General features: G+C 37.9%; 18 protein-coding genes and 2 pseudogenes. 18 read left to right on the top strand and 2 right to left on the bottom strand.

What is annotated here, in order from left to right; all coding sequences use genetic code 11:
• Window positions 1-1350: 1350 nt before the first annotated feature.
• The 13 genes from P3L44_RS07715 to P3L44_RS07770 all read left to right on the top strand — a co-directional run bounded on the left by P3L44_RS07715 (window position 1351) and on the right by P3L44_RS07770 (window position 13952).
• A complete protein-coding gene (locus tag P3L44_RS07715) occupies window positions 1351-2382 on the top strand; it encodes an inovirus-type Gp2 protein (RefSeq protein ID WP_272662212.1) in 1032 nt (343 codons plus the stop codon).
• Window positions 2383-2495: 113 nt separating this feature from the next.
• On the top strand, window positions 2496-2732 hold the full coding sequence (locus P3L44_RS07720) for a helix-turn-helix transcriptional regulator (protein ID WP_239354105.1): 237 nt from the start codon (window positions 2496-2498) through the stop codon (window positions 2730-2732).
• A gap of 275 nt (window positions 2733-3007) precedes the next feature.
• Entirely contained in the window at window positions 3008-3397 is a 390-nt protein-coding gene (locus P3L44_RS22115; protein ID WP_410480056.1) for a putative zinc ribbon protein, read from the top strand.
• Between the two features lie 709 nt (window positions 3398-4106).
• Entirely contained in the window at window positions 4107-4625 is a 519-nt protein-coding gene (locus tag P3L44_RS07725) for an Hcp family type VI secretion system effector (RefSeq protein WP_112307573.1), read from the top strand.
• Between the two features lie 69 nt (window positions 4626-4694).
• Window positions 4695-6803, top strand: a complete 2109-nt coding sequence (locus tag P3L44_RS07730) for a type VI secretion system Vgr family protein (RefSeq protein ID WP_272662211.1) — start codon at window positions 4695-4697, stop codon at window positions 6801-6803.
• Window positions 6796-7743: a DUF4123 domain-containing protein gene (locus P3L44_RS07735; protein ID WP_316928275.1), complete on the top strand. Its 948-nt coding sequence runs from the start codon at window positions 6796-6798 to the stop codon at window positions 7741-7743. Before P3L44_RS07730 ends, P3L44_RS07735 begins: the two co-directional genes overlap by 8 nt.
• 11 nt (window positions 7744-7754) lie before the next feature.
• On the top strand, window positions 7755-9641 hold the full coding sequence (locus tag P3L44_RS07740; protein WP_316928276.1) for a hypothetical protein: 1887 nt from the start codon (window positions 7755-7757) through the stop codon (window positions 9639-9641).
• A 70-nt stretch (window positions 9642-9711) separates the two neighbouring features.
• Window positions 9712-10557, top strand: coding sequence for a hypothetical protein (locus P3L44_RS07745; protein ID WP_272662852.1), 846 nt, complete (start codon window positions 9712-9714; stop codon window positions 10555-10557).
• An 11-nt stretch (window positions 10558-10568) separates the two neighbouring features.
• Window positions 10569-10838 (top strand): PAAR domain-containing protein, encoded by a 270-nt coding sequence (locus P3L44_RS07750; protein ID WP_272665495.1) that lies wholly within the window; start codon window positions 10569-10571, stop codon window positions 10836-10838.
• A gap of 117 nt (window positions 10839-10955) precedes the next feature.
• Entirely contained in the window at window positions 10956-11552 is a 597-nt protein-coding gene (locus P3L44_RS07755) for a LemA family protein (protein ID WP_004256874.1), read from the top strand.
• Window positions 11549-12715 (top strand): TPM domain-containing protein, encoded by a 1167-nt coding sequence (locus tag P3L44_RS07760; protein WP_316928277.1) that lies wholly within the window; start codon window positions 11549-11551, stop codon window positions 12713-12715. Before P3L44_RS07755 ends, P3L44_RS07760 begins: the two co-directional genes overlap by 4 nt.
• A 385-nt stretch (window positions 12716-13100) precedes the next feature.
• Complete coding sequence (locus P3L44_RS07765) at window positions 13101-13583, top strand: hypothetical protein (protein ID WP_272662615.1); 483 nt, start codon at window positions 13101-13103, stop codon at window positions 13581-13583.
• Window positions 13584-13682: 99 nt separating this feature from the next.
• Window positions 13683-13952, top strand: coding sequence for a PAAR domain-containing protein (locus tag P3L44_RS07770; RefSeq protein ID WP_272662613.1), 270 nt, complete (start codon window positions 13683-13685; stop codon window positions 13950-13952).
• Between the two features lie 219 nt (window positions 13953-14171).
• On the opposite strand, the pseudogene P3L44_RS07775 reads toward P3L44_RS07770, so the two are convergent.
• Window positions 14172-15323: pseudogene (locus tag P3L44_RS07775) on the bottom strand (IS3 family transposase).
• A gap of 471 nt (window positions 15324-15794) precedes the next feature.
• Here P3L44_RS07775 and P3L44_RS07780 point away from each other — a divergent pair.
• The 5 genes and pseudogenes from P3L44_RS07780 to P3L44_RS07800 all read left to right on the top strand — a co-directional run.
• On the top strand, window positions 15795-17663 hold the full coding sequence (locus P3L44_RS07780; RefSeq protein WP_272662612.1) for a glycoside hydrolase family 3 protein: 1869 nt from the start codon (window positions 15795-15797) through the stop codon (window positions 17661-17663).
• Window positions 17664-17694: 31 nt separating this feature from the next.
• Window positions 17695-18783 (top strand): hypothetical protein, encoded by a 1089-nt coding sequence (locus tag P3L44_RS07785; RefSeq protein WP_272662609.1) that lies wholly within the window; start codon window positions 17695-17697, stop codon window positions 18781-18783.
• Window positions 18784-18825: 42 nt separating this feature from the next.
• Entirely contained in the window at window positions 18826-20160 is a 1335-nt protein-coding gene (locus P3L44_RS07790; protein ID WP_272662607.1) for a DUF1343 domain-containing protein, read from the top strand.
• Window positions 20161-20190: 30 nt separating this feature from the next.
• On the top strand, window positions 20191-20685 hold the full coding sequence (locus tag P3L44_RS07795) for a nucleoside deaminase (RefSeq protein WP_272662605.1): 495 nt from the start codon (window positions 20191-20193) through the stop codon (window positions 20683-20685).
• A 135-nt stretch (window positions 20686-20820) separates the two neighbouring features.
• Window positions 20821-20910: pseudogene (locus P3L44_RS07800) on the top strand (hypothetical protein); the annotation flags it as partial.
• Window positions 20911-21136: 226 nt separating this feature from the next.
• On the opposite strand, the gene P3L44_RS07805 reads toward P3L44_RS07800, so the two are convergent.
• Entirely contained in the window at window positions 21137-21721 is a 585-nt protein-coding gene (locus P3L44_RS07805; protein WP_272662602.1) for an antirestriction protein ArdA, read from the bottom strand.
• Window positions 21722-21929: the final 208 nt, after the last annotated feature.

Here is a 21929-nt window from a genome sequence, read left to right on the forward strand (position 1 = left end):
CTCAGCAATCATCATACACTTTGACTAAAAAGTCATCAATAGGAGGCAATAGAAGCTCGTTTAATGATAAAAAAGATCGTTCATTAGCATTATTAATAATTACATGTGGTACATAAAAACTGCTTCACTGTGAATGTTTCGCCAAGTTTAAACACCATTTGCATTATTTATTCGAATAGGCCCCTAAGTTTCATGTTTATATCTAAATAATATGGCCTAAGTTAAATTATCCCATCTACCTCATTTTTATTTCGTGGAGACGAGTAGTACCATTCTTTTTTATTTTACATCGAAATATGAACAAACATTCGGATTGCATAGCTTTTTAATTTAGTTCATTATAGCCATGAATTCCCACTATAGGTGATAGTAGATAAAAAAACAGACTGAGCACCGAGTTTAATATCAAAGCAGCATACCCAAAACAACCAAAACTGGCATATAAAAATTAGTGCGTGTCTTACGTCTATATTGGTGAATAGAAATGATTGTCTAGATGTTAAAGTTAACAATACCTAACTTGATTTATTCATTGAGTTAAAGATTGTATTGTTATCACAAAAATAACGTGAATTCCTTATTAAAAAAAGACTAACTTTCACCTCTGATAACTAAGTGATTAAGCCATTATTTTGTGTGTAGGGTGCACTTTCGTGTTTAACTGGTCTTAAAATAATGGGGATTAATCTAGGATTGTTTATTATTATAACAACATCAATTATAACAACATCAATTATAACAACATCAATTATAACAACATCAATTATAACAACATCAATTATAACAACATCACAATTACAGAGTCATTACAATAATAATTAACTATTGCGATTAAATATAACTAATCATTCTATTTATAAATAAGCCACATGAAAACGAGAGTGATTAAATACACAACAACTCCGGTATTGAGACGCTGTATTATAATGCTTAATTGCAATATGAAACGAAAGGGTAAGAATCTCCTATCCAGTTAATCTCTGACTCTCTTGTTCGATTACAAGGTAATTAGGTTCGTCACCTAATGACGCAATATCATCGCGTGGCTGACATAACCCGAGTCGAAGATATAATGTCACCTTGCTACTATTGCTCCTTAAGACAAAATTATCTACAGGCTCTAACCTTACCCAGCTTACAGAACGCCATGCTATCTTAGTATGCTGTGTTTTATTGTTTATAAACATATTGGGTTATGCTATCAGTCCCTATTGACTGCCAAAGTCAATGTAATCGCTCCAAAGCAAAGCCCCTTTGCTGATGATCGCTCTCCAACCATTTGCAATCAAAAATTAAAAATAACTCCCCTGCCTGATGATACGAACCTTTATTCGAACACAGGCAAATAAAATGACAAATCGTGCACTACACTTAAATCAAGTTGTTCTCTCAACCACGTTTGAACATGACCGTCTAACGCTCACTCGAGACCACTCATTGCGTGAGTTGGTGTCTCTACTTATGGATAACCTAAATCGACTCACAAAACGGTTAAATCATAAATTAAATTTATATCAAGGCATTCCTTTGTCGCCTAATAACCCACGCTTAAAACTCATCTCGACATCTCCCAAAGGTGAGCTCTTTTTAGAAACGCTCAAGTTCATCCGTTACATTCAATCAATGAAAATATCGCAAATACAGCACTTGCATCCCACTCTTGCGCTCTTGGTCTCTATTTTTAACAAATACCGCCTAAGCGATATTCTGATAGAAGGCGATAAATACTGGATGGTGGATAGCCCTAAACACGTTCAGTGGCTTAACGAGGTCTTCCGTGAGTTCCAAAGCACGTTAAAGAGCCCTGACTATAAAAAGCAAGTTCGTGCCTTCGAGCAAGGCGCTCAGAAGAATTACAGACGGGCTCAGCAATACATTGACTCGTTGTATCAACGTTACTCCAAACTGTTAGTTGTACGAGTAGACCTGTCTTACAAAAGTGGTATTTGCCACAGAGTCAAAGCTCATCACCTTCGTCAGCATCGCCAAGCCCTGTACAAAGCCATTAACCGCGACCGACTCTTTTCATGCTGTGTCGGGTATATCTTGAAATTGGAATTCGGTATGGAAAAAGGATTTCATTACCACGCTTTGTTTTTCTTTGATGGACAAAAAGTGAGGCGGGACATCACGCTGGGAAAACACATTGGTGAACTCTGGCAAGAACGTATTACAGAGTGGGCTGGTTTGTACTTTAACTGCAATTACCAAAAAGAAAGATATCGTGAACTGGGATTACCTCGAGGTAATGCTTATCTGAAGAAAGGATTGTTCAATGCGGTAAGGTATTTATGTAAAGCTGATGCATGGATCCGTCTGGCTGTGCCTGAACTCAAACGCACCTTTTGGCGAGGCGAAATCAAACCGAGAAAACGCCAGTAGTTAACAGCACAATTATTTTTTACACATCCGGTTAATGATGTGGAGTGATATCCACATCCCATTTTTCGATATCGCTCCTGCTTTTTACCCACATTAAAAACAGGAGTTTTACCATGAGTATATTAACTGAAGATGTTGCATTACTTGATGACCAATTCATTGACATGAAATTTATCACCGCACTAACGGGGTTAACGGATAAGTGGTTCTATAAGCTTATTCAAGAGGGTGCGTTCCCAAAACCCATCAAGTTTGGTCGTATGTCACGCTGGTTAAAGAGCGAAGTCGTGCAATGGTTACAAGCACGCATTGATGAATCGAGAGGAACTAACTCAACCCTTGAATCCTAAGGCGCTAACACGAGTCGCCGTGCATTTTCCATAGCCATACCGCCCATAACTTACCAACTCAATTTCAACCACACCTGGTGCGATTGAATGCGCTCTAGGCAAAGCTACGCCCTAAACATACGAACCTGACTCGATACGCATGCAGCCTATGCTCAGTGGTCTTCTAAGTTTCAAGGTGGGTTGCCGAGTGTGGATCCTGAATGTTGGGTACTCAGCACGTTTAGTTTAAATTTTACAGAAGGAGCACAACCATGCTTAAATTACATGAAGTCAAAATGTCGCTAGCCTTAACGCAGAACAATCGTTTCGCGGGAGCCAATCAGGAACCGAGTTATTCACGAGAAAACTATTACTGTGCTCACTGCGGTGAGCCCGTCACACTGCACAAGACGCCAACGGAGTCATGGTTTACCCATTTTGATCCTCAGACCGCAGAGCACTGTCCGCGGGTCATCAGTAAGCTCAAGAGCTTAGAAGACAAGGCACGACTGAGCACACAGGTTCGATCAGTGTCCCCTATTTTAAAGATCACGGATTGGTTTTGTGTGCAGTGTCGTGAGTATTTTACAAACAATCAAAAATACTGTCCTAACTGTAATGACGGGATCTGGTGCATTCCTGCGGAGAATATTACAGAGGAACATCAGCCTAAAACAAAGAGGTAATTTCCAGATAAGCGATTTAAATATTAATGGATTTTAATAATTATACCGCTATTTATTTTATAATCTAACTCGCACCTATAGCCACCATCAACTGATGGCCGTATAAGCATTCCAGATACTTACAGGTGTACCCGCACCAGATATTTTTTGAAATTGATATACGGTATTACTTGTGAGGTTATTATTAACATTATAAAAAAGCGGGTTACAACAGAGTTAAATAAAACAAAGCTTAATCTTACTTGGTTTTAATATTGCTAAGTGCAACCTTGATAGGTGAATACACTAACAAAATGAACATGTAAATGTCGGACTTATGATAGTTGCATGGTGATATTGCTATTAATCTAATAAAATAAATAAGTTACAACTGATTCTTTGACTGAAATATTTGGTTACATAGTTTATTTCTATGTACATTAGAACTTACTGGGCTTATCGCGTTTCGGTCTATTTTTTGTTCGATGATTATTCTGATTTTATTTGTTTAAGGTGTTTTTATCAGCATTATATAGCGATATTTCAACCAGTTTACGCTAAGTCACTTATCCTAGAGAGATACAAACCAGCCCTCAGGTTTACATATCATTCATCAGATTTTATTATCCTTCAAGTAAATCTTACCGTGCGCACTGGCTGAGATGACGGAAATTAATCGATAATTATGTCGACTTAACTCAACTTGTTATTCTGGATAAAGGATATCGCTATGCCAACTCCATGTTATATTTCCATTGAAGGGAAAACCCAAGGCAACATCACTGCTGGTGCATTTACTGCGGATTCTGTGGGTAACATCTATGTACAAGGTCATGAAGACCAAATGTTAGTGCAACAATTTTCTCATGTTGTGACTGTACCGACTGACCCACAATCGGGACAACCTTCTGGCCAACGTGCGCACAAGCCGTTCCGTTTTACAGTGGCATTAAATAAAGCGGTTCCACTGCTATATAACGCATTAGCCTCGGGTGAAATGCTGCCGAAAGTCGAACTGAAATGGTACCGCACGTCAGTGGAAGGCAAGCAAGAGCATTTCTTCACCACCACGTTAACCGATGCGACGATTGTCAATATTGATTGCCAAATGCCACATTGCCAAGATCCCGCGAAAGCCGATTTCACGCAGTTAATTGAAGTGTCACTGTCTTACCGTAAAATCGATTGGGAGCACACCGTTGCAGGCACATCCGGTGCCGATGACTGGCGTGCGCCGCTCGAAGCGTAAGTTCAAATTTAGCGAGCCTTTCGAGGCTCGTTTGCGTTTTTAGCTTTTTCTCCCGTAGAGGAAATTCCCATGTCTTGGACAGACCCCAATAAAAACAAACGACTCGGTAGCCCCGAAAATAACCCGCTTATTCACGGTGGTGGGTATGCGGGTGGCAGAACCTATGCACAGGACCAAGCCTTGCAAGAAGCCCATGGTCAACTGCTAGACCGTATTATGAATGGCGAAATGGGGACGGGATTAGTATTCAGTTGCACGATTGGTGGGCTACCTGAAAACACCTTTCAAGTCACTCAGTTTGATTTACAAGAAGGGCTTTCCCAACTCTTTTCACTGTCGATTCAGGCGGTCAGTCCGTTACCCGAGATTGATTTTCAAACGGTATTAGGTGCGGCCTCTTCGTTGACCGTAAAGCGAGATGGAAAAATTCTTCGCACGGTGCAAGGGATTTTAGCAGGGGCAGAGCAAGGGAACACGGATGGTGTAAAAACGTGGTATCACTTTGTGATACGCCCTGAAATGTGGGTAATGACGCTTAAGCAGGATAGCCGAATTTTCCAAAATATGACGGTACCGAACATTCTTGAGACGCTATTGAGCGAATCTCATATCAAGTTTGATAAGCAGTTTTACCACCCTGAAGAACATCTGAAACGCGAATATATTACTCAAAAGCGCGAAACCATGTATGAATTCTGGTGTCGCCTTGCTGCCGAAGAAGGGATTACGTTCTGGTTCGAAGAAGGCCCGCAACTGTTTTACAGTGACCGGCATTTAGGCATGAAAGCGGGGATATCCCTGACCTATAATCCGCAATCTGAGACCGACATTACCGACAGTACGGCCACCACATGGCGCTATGCTGAGCAGTTGTGCAGCGATATTCGCGTGGATAAGGATTACAATCAACTCCGACCGTCTTATCCACTGAGTCACCAAGTGACTGGTGAAGTTCATCAGCAACATGAAATCTTTGAAAGCTATGGGCGCTTTCAAGAGGATGCTCAGGGGCAACCTTTTAACCAAATTCGCTACGAACAATCACAAAACCAACGTCAAGTGGGTTCAGCAACCACAAACTGTATTGAATTAGCACCGGGGCGTATTTTTACCTTGTCTAACCACCCGAGTGCGCGCATGAACACCACATGGCAGGTGATAAGTATCTCTCATCACGGCGTGCAACCGCTTGCCGACAACGGTGGCGGTGAAGGGACTCAGATGAGTAACCAGCTTTCCTTTATTCCCAGTACGCAAGAGTGGCGCCCTCCTTATCGTTTTAAACCTACGGCGGATGGGGATGAGTTGGCTACCGTTGTCGGCCCGCCGGGTGAAGAAATTTATACCAATGCACAAGGTGCTGTGACCGTCTATTTTCACTGGGATAGGCGTGGTAAGCCAGACCACAGCGCATCTTGTTGGGTGCGAGTAGCCCACGGTTGGAATGGGGATGGCTTTGGGTTTATGTCCATTCCAAGAGTTGGGCTGGAAGTCATTATTTCCTATCTTAACAATGATATAGATAAGCCGATTATTACGGGCTGTACCTATAATGGGCGAAATCGACCGCCGATTGATTTACCGAAACACAAAACACGCACGACATTTCGCACCAAAACCCACAAAGGGGATGGCTTTAATGAGTTGCGCTTTGAAGATGAAGCTGGCCAAGAAGAAATCTATGTGCATGCGCAAAAGAATTTGGCCATCAATGTGCTTAACTCCCGGGGGGAGCGGATTAATTACGACCGGACAACCAGCATTGGCCATAATGATGAACTAGTTGTTGCCAGTAATCGGACCGTGACGGTTGAAGGTAATCAAGCGCACAAAACAACCGGTAACTATCAAGACAAAGTTGAGGGAGACCAACACCTTTCGGTTGAGGGGGATTTGGTTAAGGCAATACAAGGTGTGGTCAGCGTGAATGCACAGGGGGATATCACCTTACAAAGCAGCAGTAAAATTACGTTAAAGGTAGGCGGAAGCTTTGTTGTCGTGCACAGTGGTGGCGTTGATATTAAAGGTCCTGCGATTAATCTTAATACGGGGGGAAGTCCCGGTGATATCCTGCAAGCGACTAACCCTGCGGTACTCAAAGCCGCTGCGAGCAGTGGCGCGGCCTTTGTGGCGCATTGTCCTATGAAAGAAGGGCAAGAGGAGGCTGAAAATGGTTAAACCTGAAACGTGCTATGCCATTATCGATGCGGCTTCCGAGCCTGATATTTTTAATTTGCTTGCAGAACATGAACCGCCGGCAAGTTGTCTATACAGTGAGCCGATTCAACCTGAGATTGTGTCATTAGCGCCCTATTTAGTGGAAGTCACCGAAGAGGTGCAACGCTGGTTAAGCACACGAGAGACGCCTTGGGGAATTTATGTTTATACGCACGCAACCATGCGTGAATTACGTCAGCATCTGCGCAAATATTTGATGGTGATGATACCGGGGCAAGAAAAACCGGTATTTTGGCGTTTCTATGACCCCCGCAATGTTTGGGATGTGCTTGGAACCTTTGATAATTGGCGATTGCATGTGTTTTTAGGGCCTATCACGCAACTGAAGACGTTGTTATGGGGAGAGGAAACTGCTTCCCGTTTTGAACGTGAGCGCCGCGGATTTCCGGATAATGCGAAGCTTGGGGGCAAGCTGATGCGTTTTACTGATGCAGAAATGAAATTATTATCTCAACAAAAAATAGCGTTATTAACAGCGAAAATGGCACTTTTTTTTGTTCGAGCAACTGAAAAATATCAGACCCAAAAAGAACATGAAACGATTGAAAGTTTAATCTTGCAAACTATCTGTAATCCCAAAATACGTTCATTAAAATATTTTACGTCAGATTTGTGTCATGAAAAAACATGGGCATTTTACTTTGAGTATGCAAAAAGGATCGTAGATATTTGTTATGAACACGATATCAATCACGAAAAATCAATAAGTCTATTTTGTTATCTTCTTGTCTATTACGAAATATATGATGCGGATTCTCTTCCTTCGGAATGGCGTGTCATTTTATCAATACCGGATGCAATGGACTTTTATAAAATTGAAAAGTTATCGATGATGTTAATAAATACCATTCCAGATTTTTATCGGCAGCACAGTGCGTAAGGAGATTGCCAGTGTCTAAAGAATATCCAGAGGTCGTTTGTGATTGTAAATTACCCGATGATTGCACACTTGAAGTCGAGATTGAATTTGGTAAACAAAAAGAAACTTATCGCCAAAATGGGATTAAAAAAGATTTTTTTCATATCATCGAATTTAAAGGTAAAAATAGTTTTCTAGCGGCAGAGCTTTCTGATTTTAATAATATTTTCAACATTGAAAAAAATCCTGAATCGTTTTTACCTGAAATCTCAGTGCCTTTTAAGGTAAAGACCTGTTCGAAGGTATGTGTCTCTAATAATCCTGAGTGCCCCATTGGAAATGTCTATGGTGATGTTGCCTATGACTTTGGGCAATCAACATCTTATAACAATAAAGTGGCACAAGTACCTCAAGGTGTAAAACCGATTGGGGAAGTAAAGAATACGTTTGTGGGTAAAGTCACGCCAGCTAAGGCATTAGATATTCCGTTAGTTTACACAAAACAATTTCGTCAATTTGGTGCAGAGGTGATGAATCCGTTTACGGTGTTGGCTGATTTATTCGTTGATTTATGGAATGATTTGGATGATGAATACGCCGTTAGTAGATTGAAGCATACCCAAGAATATCGATTATCGATTGCAGAATGTGGGCACAAACCGTTTGAGCCCAAAATGTATAATGCCTCAATCAACAATAATATTTTCTTAAATGCAGGGGCTTTCGTGTATCAAAAATTTGGTTCGAGGTCGGTTTTTGATACAAAGTTCTATTTAATTTTACAGCAAAAAACCAAAATTGATTTAACGATTGCGTTCAATGAAAAAACAACAGGTCAAAATGATGTTGCGAGAAAAAAATTAACTGCACAAAAGAACCAAGCGTTGGGCCATAACGGCTCAAAACCTCACAGTGGCTGGACAAAATCAGGTACAGAACTGACAACCTCAAGTATTAAATTTGAAGGCTCGATTTCAAAAATATTGGGGATGGACAGTAAAAAATGGAGTGCTGAACTGAAACATGAATACTCACAATTAAAAAAGAAAAAAGAGCTTTCTTTGCTTGAAAAAGTAAATAAAGGCGTCGATAGTTTTAATCGATTATTATCGACCGCTCCAGATAAAAGCCCAAGTAAGTACAAACAACAAGAATATGAATTGGCAAAATTTGAGCTTATTTATCCGACAATCAAAGTCAGTGGTAGCCGAGAAATTGCATTAACAAAAAATAATCAAGTCATGCCTAAATACGATGTGTATTTACGTGGCGACCCGTTTTTTGGTTTCAAATTCACATTTGACATGATACAGGCTTTCGCGGCTTATTTTGGTATCAACACTATTGTCACCGTTATTCGAGAAAGGGGGACACAGAGTGAAGGGAAGGTCAATAGAGGGGAAGATGGGGCATTTATTGGTGTCCAGCTTGATTTAACCTTTAACCTGTCTTTAAACTGCGGCGTAAAATATAAGACAGAGAGTGATGGCATTACAAAATTTGATGAAAAAAGTAGTGATGTCCACTTATCGTTCACAATGAGCTGTGTAACGAACATCCGCGGAGGCTTTCGTTATTATGGTATCTCAGGCTTTTTTAAAGCGGAAGCGAAAGTAACCGCAGTTGTAAAAGCGGCTTGGGTTCCAAATGGAAATGGTGAGATTGTTTTTTATCATGAGGGGATAAAGGCTTATGCGAGTGTTGAATATGGTGTAGGGATCGGAAAAAAAGAAACAGAAGAGAATAATGACGCTGGTAAATTTGGTCATTCAAAAAAGAATATCAAAGTCGAAGAATCAACCAAGCCACTAGATAAGGAGTGGATTATTCATGAACCGTTATCCAAAGAAAAATCAGAGTATCGTTGGTCTATTTTCTCACCATCTAACGAAAGCTATGGGGCATCAGAGATCTGGTAAGCGTCTTTCGTTGAAAAACGTATTGCATATAACGAGTATTATAATGGTATTAGGTTTTAGTGGAGTCAGTATGGCAAAAAATACAATGGATGAAATTTATTTGATTAATTTATCCTCTAATAATGCAGGCTGTGGTATAAAAATTAATGATATGCTTATTATGGATAATGAAAATGCTACTGAAGGGATGTATTCTGCAGGCCAAAATATATCGAGTATGCTAACCAATGAACTAAATACATTAAGTTTAATTATGTATAATGATTCTGTTCTAGCAGAAGAAGAAAAACTAACACCGGAAATGTGGTGTGAGGTGGAACTAAATAAGTTATCCGAAAATGGTAATAGCACATTTATATCAGGTATTAAATTAGCTGGAAATAACGATGGAAAAATAATTATTTCCGATAAATATAAACATAATATGGATCAAGTTTATTTCGGTGACTCCAATAGAAAAAGTGAAGGAAGTATGCTAGAAGCAAAAAACCAATTTAATTTACAAGGGCTCCCCAAATGGCAATGGGAAAAAGCAACGCCTGTAACGGAATCCGATATTCCTAAGGTTCAAGCGTTTTATTTAGAGCTACAGCAAGCCTTTGCTGATAAAAATCTCAACAAATTAAAAGCAATGGGTAAAATATCATGGGATGAGTTTGCTTATGCAGATAATAGTTCCCCTGATCTATTTTGGAACTCTCTAGAATTTAAAGAAATGTTAGATGAAGGATATAAGCCAGCTAAAATAGATTGGAGTCGCTATATATTCAGTACTTATGAAGATAAACGAATATTCCGGTATGAAATTGGTTTTAGCCGACTGTCACCAATAAAATTAGTTAGCCCTGAAGGTCGAACATTTCACTACAATCCCTATTTATCCATTATTGATGGAAAAGTCACGATTGTTCGATAAGGAATTAATTTATGCCAAACATTATTCTTATTGGTGATTCTGATACAGGCCATGGAAAACATGGCCCTACCCATGTGATTACAGGTTCACCAACGGTAAAAGTCGATGGTAAAGCGGTTGCTCGGCAAGGAGATGCGTTAGCGCCTCACGGTGGGCATTCAAGAACTATCGTTGGTGGATCAAGTAGTGTATTTATTGATGGCAAGCCTGCGGCCAGAACAGATGATACAGTAAGTTGCGGTGGCGTATTAATTGGTAATTCAACGGTAAAAATTGGTTAGAAAATACGATGTTCTGACAGATAATAATTGAGTTCGCTAGGATTGATGATAGTAAAGAAATTAGTGTTACACCAGATAGTCAATATTAACATTAAGTGGTTAATATAAGGATATTTAATGCGCAAGTTAGCGATAGGTTTGGTATTAGTGATGGTTGTAATTTTTACTCTGTTAGTTAATTCTTACAATACAATCCAAAAAAATGATGAGTTAGTCTCTGCGGCAGCGTCAGAATTATTAAACCAATATCAGCGTCGATTTGATTTGATCCCTAATCTGGTCAGTACAGTTAAGGGATATTCAAGTCATGAAAGCAATGTGTTACAAGAAATTGTAAAGGCGAGAGCGTCTGTCGGGAAAATTAATGTGGATGGTCGCGTGTTTGATGATCCTGAAATTTCTGCGAGCTATCAAAAAGCTCAAGATAATTTAGGGCAATCTCTATCACGTCTGTTAGTCATTTCAGAAAATTACCCTGAATTGAAAGCAAATTCACTCTATCAAGACCTGATGGTACAGTTGGAGGGAGCTGAAAATCGTATTTCAGTTGCGAGAGGGCGGTATATAGAGGCGGTACGCCATTATAATACTCAAATTAGGCAATTCCCCTATAACTTAATTGCGGAATCTATGGGGTATGATAAAAAAATTAATTTTAACGTTGAGAATGGGCATGAAATCAAAAGAACACCAATGGTGGATTTTAACTCATGATACGTAATATTTTATTTTTATTTTCCTTGCTTTTATTTAGTGCTATTGCGAGCGCATCAGTGAATAATACACCCCCATTAAAAATAGATAGGGTCATTGATCGTGCAAATTTATTAACGGCGCAGCAATTCAAAACGCTAAATAATTTATTGATTAACTTTGAAAATAATCGGAATGATGGTTCACAATTTGTTGTTTATATCGTTCCGACTACTGGGAGTGAAAATATCGAAACTTTCGCAAATCGTGTTTTTAATCAATGGGGGATAGGTAAAAAGGGGCTTGATAATGGATTACTGCTTGTTGTGGCAATAAATGACCGCAGTGTTCGCTTTGAAGTCGGGTACGGCTATGAGGGGACATTTACCGATGTTCTTGCTGGGAGAATTATTCGAAAAAATATGTTGCCGTATTTTAGAGCAGAAAACTATTATACGGGTATTGAGCAAGGGATTATAAATGCCATTCATGTAGCTAATGATAGACCAATAAGCTCAACGAATTCTTTGACAGATCTTATTCCTCTTAAAATATTACAAACACATTTTATTTTAATTTATGTGATAATATTAGGGCTAATTTATTGTTTTCAGCTTGTATTTTCAACGAAAAAATTAAAAAGAAAAATTAATCAAGTGATAGCGCAGTCAGGTAAAAAAAAGAAAAATTCAGAAAAGCGAGGATATAAGATAGGTGCAAATCAGCTAAAACGGTTAAAAAATTATCTGAATTACTCATTCTATTTTCCAACATCATTTTCGCTGTATTTCCCTGTAGTGTTTTGTTCAGTCGTTGTCATTTTTTATACACAAATAATTCTTAGTGGTATTGTTAACCCTTTTATCTTATTACTGATGGTGGTGTTATCATTATTCTTTAACCTTATTTCATTAACTGTGTTGTTTATTGGCATCAATATCTTATTTCCGATTTATCGACAGCAGAGAAAAGAATGGAAAGCGATTTGTGAGTTTAGTCGATTTGGTTCACCTTTTTATCAACCTGCATATTCAGTAAATACATCCCATAAACATGCTTCTAATTTTACTTCCAGTCACGATTTCAGTTCATCGAGTTCATCGAGTTCGTCGAGTTCATCGAGTTCATCAAGTGGTGGAGGAGGTGGTTCTAGCGGTGGTGGCGGTGCTTCTGGGCATTGGTAAAGGGGATAAAAGGTTATAATAAGTTTTAGCTAGAATTTTAAGATAAAGCGAGTTCTTATATAAAAGCCAATTGCTTTTTGGAAAGCTAACTTTTTATTTTATTAGCGACAGAAATTACTCGTTTTACGAAAAATAAGTTTATGTAATTTAAAATAAAAAATACATTGTTTAGGAGTGATTGCTGTAATATATTGTTATTATTAAATGATATAAAGAGCAATATCCCATTAAATACTTAACCTTGCTAAACAATTTATTAAGTACTTAGAAAAATATTTTTTCCCTTTGAATCATCACTCATAAAGCTGACTGCTATAAACTAGCAATAAATAATTATTTTTTAAATGTTATATTGGGATTACTTTACTAGGAAATATTAATAACTATGTCTATGGTTCATAATCGATTCAGTTTAATTGCTATCATCATCGGAGCTTTTAGCATTCTTGTAATACTTGCTAACCAAAGCCTTGAGCGTGAGTATGTTCAATCCAAACCTAAGTTAGAGCAAATTGTTCATGAAAAGATAAGTAGTATAAAAAAAGCGACAATGGATGCAATTAAAGGAAAAGCGTATCAAGCTCCTAGCGGAGATCCTGCCAATGAACAGCGACAGCTTTTATTAGATAAAATTGAATTATCAAAACAAATCAGTATAACGCTCGGTGTATTTGGTATTATTTTTGCTGCTATTTCATTTATTCGCCATGAAAACAAAAACTCAGCCAGAATAGCATTAGCGCTAAATGGGAGTGTTCTCGCTATTTCTCTTCTATTGTATGCTGCCGCAGGTATAGCCAGCATTGTTGCTGTTTTACTTGTCATTTGGTTTATAGGTAACTTTTTTGACATTTTTAGTATTTGTTAACGTCTTCAGAAAAACACCCTAATTTTTTACGTAAAACAGGTTATTTTAAGTATCAGCTTGAACAGCTTTTAGCAACACTTGATCAGGAGAAAAAACGCAGTGCGTAGTCTTGTGAATGGCAAAAAAATTATATTAAAAAATGATACAACTAATACGGGTGGCACAGTTCTGACGGCTTCTTCTCTTGCTAAGCAAACTCAAGGCGTGGCTTGTGTGGGCGACTCTGTTTATTGTCCTTCATGTAAAAAAACAGGGACTATCGTTGAAGGCGATAGCTTAATGAAAATTAATGGTATCCCTGTTGCGCTAGAAGGTCACAAAGTCGCTTGTGGATGTTCAGGCGGTTGTGTACTTGTCGCAGTGGGTTAAATTATGGGGCGACATCAATGTTCTGAGTAAAAAATAAAGCCTAAATAATGACCACCTTTACGGATATCCATATGAGGTGGCTAAATGAATGTTGTTTCGTTTGATTTGTGTTCTAACTCCATATTGGGATCTCCCTTAGCTATTCACTCGATCCTCAGCCTGCTGGATAATCAACTGTCCGGCTTGGCGAGTGAGGATAAAGTGTTCTGCACAACAAAATTAGGACACTTTTCTTAAGGAATTTTGTTCATACTCAATGGGTGGCAGATCATCGTTGGCAGTATGAAGCCTTTCTAGGTTGTAATAGCGCATATACGCGGTAACATCTTCTTTCATCTGTTTCCGAGTCGGCTGTGGGATTTTCAGTACCCAATCGTGCTTTAAGCTACCAAAAAATCGTTCAACAACGGCGTTATCCCAACAAGCTCCGACATCGCTCATACTTGCTCGAATACCATAACTTGTCAGTAAGTGACGATAGTGCTTACTCGTATATTGTGCTCCTCTATCACTATGAAAGACTAAGCCTTTCTCTGGCTGGCGTAAGTTATACGCTTTCATCAAGGCTTTACTGACTAAATTTGCCGTCATTCGTTTATCGATGTGCCAACCCACAATACGGCGTGAGTATAAGTCCATCACGATGGCTAAATACATCCAGCCTTCCCCTGTTTTTAAATAGGTCACATCACCCGCCCATACTTCGTTAGGCGCGTGAGGATTAAAATTTTGATTGAGCAAATTATCGGCCACGGCATCACTGTGTTTGCATTTTGTGGTGACTTTGTAAGCAATGCGCTGAGTGACCCACTAGACCAAGCTGAGCCATTAGCTTTTGAACGCCATAAGCACTCACGCTAAAGCCCTCTTTGCATAACCGTTTACGTAACGTTCTATAACCTAAGCTATTTCGACTCTGTTCAAAGATAACTTTGGCTCTGCGGTACAGGCTAAGTTGTTCTGTGGTGATCAATTTTGCAGGGCGTTTGAGCCAAGCGTAATAGGCAGAACGACTTATTTTCATTAACTTACAGAGCTTAAGCACGGGAAACTGTGAAGATAATTGCTTAATCGTTTTAAACGCTACTTGGTTTCCTTTAGCAGGAGGGCGCTGGCTTTTTTTAGGATCTCTTTCTCCATCCTAAGTTCTTTATTTTCCTTTCGAAGCCTTAATAACTCAGCTCTCTCATCAGAATTCAAGCTGCTACCTGATTGCTCAGCGTCGAATTTTGCTTTCCAGTTATAAAGTAATTTGTCAGTGATCCCTAAGGAAGCTGCCGCTTTTGGCACGCTATAACCTTGCTCGGTGACTAATGCGACCGCTTCTTGCTTAAACTCAGTGGTATAAATTCTGTTTGTACGTTTTTTCATTTAACACCTCAATAATTGGATTATATTCCATTATTAAAGTGTCCTATTTGATTAAAGCAGATCACTTCACACTGCAAGCATATCTTCCGGGTTACAGCAGGGAGCTGCTTCCCCAATGTCAGAAAATATAATCGCAGCTATGAATAAGTAAGCTGTTAGAAATATGATTAAACTCATCTGTATGGTACTCCTTCATGGGGTATATTTTTAATCTTTTAGTTAGATAATCATATTTTAATTATTTTGTAATATATTTTTACAATTGATTTATTCCTTTCTATTTTTTTATATTCCTGAGTAAGTACGTCTATTTGTATGTTATTTCATTGGAAATGTTATTTTTTTTGAGTTAATTATTCCTTTCTTATTGTAAAGTGGAATAGTTCTAAGTGAGAGTAATATCACAGCTATATTAATTAAAAAAACTTAATTTATAAGGAGAAATAAGTAAATAATAAATAGGTACATTAAATGAAAAAAGTATTGGTTTCGCTATCGTTGATAATTTCTACATCCCTATCCTATGCTGAAATTATTCCTGATGAAAAATTAAAGGCATATTGGAGTGACCCTGAGGTTTCCACAAATACTATTGTGGATTCAATGACGCTAGAAGAACAAATTGGACAGCTATTGATGCCAGATTTTCGATATTGGGGTGTTGATAATGAGGGAAATAAAAAACCATTTATTCAATCAAATGAACAAATTGAAAATATCATTAAGAAATATCATTTAGGCTCAATCATCCTATTTAGAGAAAATTTAATTGATACGCCTCAAACAGTTAATTTGATTAATGCGCTGCAAAAGTCCAGAAGTAATCTTCCACTATTTATTAGTACTGACCAAGAAGGTGGATATGTGACTCGTTTGCGCGAAGGTACAGAGATGCCGGGAAATATGGCGTTAGGGGCGACGCGTTCTCAAGGCTTAGCTGAACTAACAGGGATGCTCCACGGATATGAATTATCTCATTTAGGTTTTAATTTTAATTTTGGTCCTGTTGTTGATGTTAATAATAATCAAAATAATCCTGTAATTGGCGTGCGCTCATATTCAGACAATCCCCAATTGGTAAGTGAACTCGCTAATAGTTATATAATGGGTATACATAAATATCCTGTTCTTACAGCGATAAAACACTTTCCAGGACATGGTAATGTCTCATCAGATACCCATTTCTCACTCCCTATCATTCCTATTGATGCAGCAACTTGGCGAAGTGTTGAGTTAGTCCCATTTAAAAATACAATCAACCACAGTGATGCAGTAATGACCGCGCATATTGTTGTTCCTTCCTTAGACAATAATACAATAACGGCGTTGAATGGAGAAAAAATTGGAACCCCTGCCACTTTATCTAAAACAATTTTAACGGATATTTTACGTGATGAATTGAGTTTTAATGGATTAATTATAACGGATGCTATGGATATGGGAGCAATTTCTAAAAATTTTGATGGCAATTGGGCTGTCAAACAAGCCATCTTAGCGGGTAATGATATTATTTTAATGCCATTAGAGCTTTCTAACCCTGAACATGTCACAAAACTTGATGGGCTTTATGGCTATTTAAAGAAAGAAGCACAAACAAATAAAGAGCTGGAAAAGCGTATTAATGAATCAGCAAAACGTGTCGTTTTGACGAAATTAAAAAATAAAATTAGTGCGGATGAGAAAGATATAGCGCAGGCTAAACAGATCGTTGCCTCGCCTTTTAATAAAAATCTTGAAGATATGGTGACTGAAAATACGATTACTTTAATTAAGAACGAAGGGGTTTTACCGTACTCACTTAAGGGTGATAACAGCCTCGTTATTTTTTCAGATGAAAAACCAAGAAATGAATTAATTAAGAAACATCTTGCGAATATTGCTAACCAGTCTGATATCAAAATTACCACCCAAGATCATGTCGTGAAAATGATGGCAGATGACCTTAGTGAAAATGAAATAGAAAATATCATTAAGGGACAAGATTTCGTTCTTCTAGCGACGTATAACCTTGCATTACAACCTAAAAATGCACAAAAAATAATTAATATTGCTAATAAAAATAATGTTCCACTTGTCGTCATTTCAACGCGAAATCCTTATGATATTGCGTACCTAGAAAACGTAAATGCAAATATTGCCATTTATGGTATCACTGGCTTCGATGTCACAAATAATGTGAGAAATAGTTTAGAGACGAATATTCGTAGTGGGTTAAATTCCTTATTTTCAACACCAACGCAAGGCGTTATCAATACTCCAAAAGGTAAGTTACCTGTCAATATAAAATCACCTGAGGGCACTGATATTCTTTACCCTTATGGCCATGGTTTATCTTATTAAGATTAGTCCTTAATTTGAATGGAGAGGTATTATGTTTAAAAAGAGCTATTTATATATTGGACTAATGATGATCTTTACTTCCTCACAGGCAATAGCCGATGAGTTTGAAATAGATTATGACCAACAAATTATAAAATTGAACCAAAGAATTAATGAATTAGAAAAAAAGAAAAGTGATTTAGAGAAAAAAAATAAAGAGAAAATATGGAACGTAGAATCTTACCTTGGCACTGAGCAAGAAATTGATAGTGATGATAATTGGAAGTTTCTTAAAGGGAGTGTAGCGACATCTCCTTATTTTGGTGCTTTTATTTATCAAAATAACTCACTTTGGATGTATGATATTCAGATTTTAAAAACGTATTTTGATAATAATTCTGAGTATGATAGAACTCGCTGGCAAGTTGGTGCTACTCGAACTTTTCCATTTACGTTTCATGATAAGCCTGGAAACTTTAAATTACGTCTTGGTTATCGTAATGATAATTGGCATTACGCATCCATCAGTAATCCGGCATTAGCCGCACCTCAATATAAAGGGGATATTCGAAAAGGCGAAGAACGCCATGAAATATGGGTGAGGCCTCAATTCAATTACAAATATTCAGACAATGTGAGTTTTAATGGTAGCCTGTCATTCCGCTTTATTGACCGAAAACTCGATTATGCACGTGCAAAAGGTGAATACGGTGTTTATAAGCGCGATTGGAGCTCGATAAATGAGCATTTTGTTGGCGGTACGTATACCTTTAATAAGAAAAATTCTTTGTGGGTGAATTACCTCTATATTGATGAAAATTTAATTAATACATTACATAATAAAGAGCATTTTTTATGGGCGGTATATCGTTATCGATTTGATAATGGGCTTATGGTTATGCCTTATACTCGTTATGCACTAACAAAAGGAAAGCAAAGTTTCCGAGATTCCAACAATCAGGAATTTCTTTTTAAAGAAAAAGACAGAAGCCGCTATGGCTTTCAATTGCTCTATCCTATTACGAATAAAACATCAATATTCTGGGATACGTATTATCGTCCCGAGGTTACATGGACGAAGGGAACCAAAGAAAATAATAATTTTTGGTTCTGGGCAATCGAATTACGTCATACTTTCTAGTGTGTAACGTACAGTTGATTATTGTGTATAGCGAGTTTTATTATGAAACGTTTTTTTTATTTTTTAACTTTTTTCCTGACAAGTGCATATAGTATATTTGTGTTAGCAAATAATGATCTAAATCAAGATATTGTACTTGGCGTAGATAGAGAGGCCATTTATGGCCCACTCCTGAAAGGTAAAAAAGTCGCTTTAATGGTCAATCAGAGTTCTGTTAACAAAGATGAAAGGCATACCATAGATAAGTTGTTATCGGAACAAGAAAAATACACTTTTAAAGTGACTAAGTTATTTTCTGTTGAACACGGCATTCGAGGAAACGAAGATGCTGGTTTTGGTGATAGTGACCATATTGATAGCCAAAGTGGGTTACCTATCGTTTCCCTATATGGGCGAGATGATAAGGGGCGTTCACGAGCACACCCAACAGAAGAACAGTTACAAGATGTTGATATCGTTGTTTATGATCTACAGGATGTGGGAGTTCGTTTTTTCACCTATACAATTTCTATGCACCATCTACTCGAAAGCCTCCAAAAACATCATAAAGAATTTATGGTATTTGATAGACCAAACCCACTTGGTGATATCGTTTATGGTCCCCTACTTGAAGAAAAATTCATTTCAGGTATTGGTATGCATCCCATCCCTATGGTTCATGGCTTAACATCGGCTGAGTTTGCATTGATGGTAGTAAATGAGGGGTGGTTAACGGGAGGTGAAGATACTAATTGGAAAGCCCATGGCCAAGCCCAATATCAATTTCCTGCGGATAAACTTCATGTGATCCCGATGGATAATTATCGTCACGATATGCCATATCATCTACCTAGAGTTCCATCTCCAAATCTGAGAACAGATTTATCAATAAAGCTCTATCCTTCATTAGCCTTATTTGAAGCGACGAGTGTTAATATGGGACGTGGCTCTGATTATCCATTTGAACAACTGGGCTTTTCATCGGATAAATTTTATGAAAATACACAATATACTGTTGATATAAGCCAAAAAAAGTATGGATGGCCACAAGCAGGTAAACAGGTTTATGGCGAGTCATTGACTACTCTTGATAAGGAAAATCTTAAACCAACAATCAGTTATTTTGTAAAATGGTGGTTTAAATTTCATGAAAAAGGCTACCCCCTTGCCATCGATAGTGACAAAGAAGCCCAGTATTTAAACTATCAGGATGAGTATTTTGTTATTCGCCCTCTCTGGTTAGCTAAATTGGTTGGTAACCAAAAGCTTTTAACAATGCTGAATGAAGCAACCGAAAAAGGGCTTACTCAGGAGCAAACTATTGCCTGGATTGAACAAAGCTGGCGTGAAAAAAATCAAGCTTATTTAAAATTACGTGATAAATACAAACTATATTAATACTTGACAAGGTAATAAGGAGCTACTCAGATGGGTAATGATTTGGGGCACATAGAGCAACAACGCCAACTAGATATTAAATTTATGGCACAAGCTTTGGAACTTGCAACGAGTGCAGCTAAAAAGGGGAACGAACCTTTCGGTGCACTGTTAGTAAAAGATGGGCAAGTGATCATGACGGGTGAAAATCACATACATACCGAAAGTGACCCGACTTATCATGCTGAGCTAGGGCTTATACGTCAGTTTTGTTCTGAGCAAAAAGTTACGGATTTATCGCATTATACGCTTTATACCAGTTGTGAACCTTGTTGTATGTGCTCAGGCGCAATGGTCTGGAGTCAATTAGGTCGAATGGTTTATAGCCTTTCTCATGATGAATTAGCTGAAATTGCAGGGTTTAATATCATGCTTGGAAGTGATGAAATTTTTGCTAAAAGCCCTTTTCGCCCCGAAGTGACTAAAGGCATTTTAAAAGAACAGGCAGCATCAATTTATACACAATACTTTAGGCCTAAGGGTTGATATTCGAAGAGCAACGCTTTTGCTGAAACAAAAGTATAAAATTGCGTTTATCATTTTTAACTGATTGTGGTGTCGATAATAAAAAGCAGGACAAAAATGTATTCATTTCTTACCCTGCTTTGTCTGTTGTTCTTTAATCTAATGATGGATAATGAGATAGGCGCTAGCTCACAATTTATTAAGCTTATTAAGCTCCCAAAGCTGGATATGGATTATTTTGAGTAACTGTATTAAACATACAGAGTTTGTCACTCTTTAATAGCTTGCATTAAATAAAAAAATAACACCATAATAGCCATCTTTACGGATATCAGTAAAGATGGCTTAAAGTAAAGTAGAGTTTAGTTTGATTGACGTTCTAGCTTATGGATGTCATTGTGATACCACAGCATCATTTCACGTCTTCCCTTTAAGGGATGAAAGCGGTTTGACCCTTATTCGGTTCCCTTATCTACCCACCCGTATGATAAACATATCCCCCACTGAAAAAAACGCCCCCTTGCTCAAGACAAACATCACGTCCATAGCGTTCATAATCAAAGTAGTGTGATAAATGACCTAGTTGTGCTAAATCATAACAACCACTTTCTTCTATCCAGTAATAACCTAAATCATATTCATCATTGACCCCCGCTAATTGCTGGAAAGAATCTAAATTATCCGCTAAATGAATTAAATCATGAATTGAACTCGCTGAAGAACAGATTTCAATAGCTGCCTGATAAAGGTCAATTTCATCAGGCGATAACATGGCTAATTGCGTGGCTAACTCGTTCAACTCATCTAAAAGGCTGTATTCTGAAATGTAGGACAAAAGGCCATCAATTGAGGACTCATAGTCCGTCAAAAAATACTCTTCATAGTGAATACCATCAATGCCAATCTGCACTAAACAGTCTTCGATCTCTTTTGAGGTTGCCGGAAGCTCAAGCCACTCACCGACCAGTTCGCCTTCATTATATTTTCCTAAATTCGTTATAAAAACAGAAATTACCTCTGATTTTAGGCATGGGGAAGCCGTCGCTGTTATGTGCATATTCATGTCCTATTATTGATGTATTGTGATTTAATTAATGGCGATATTTTGAGAAAGGGAGCTATTTCCCTTTAGAAGATGATATTGATATAAAGTCCTCATCAGCTGAAAACAGAAAATCAGCTTTAAAAATGATTAATGACGTTTTAGAGCAGGATAATGAGTTGCCTTACAGTCCTGATAACATGTTATGCTTTCTATCATGATT

This window comes from Providencia sp. PROV175 (assembly GCF_032707045.1).
Lineage (GTDB): Bacteria > Pseudomonadota > Gammaproteobacteria > Enterobacterales > Enterobacteriaceae > Providencia > Providencia hangzhouensis.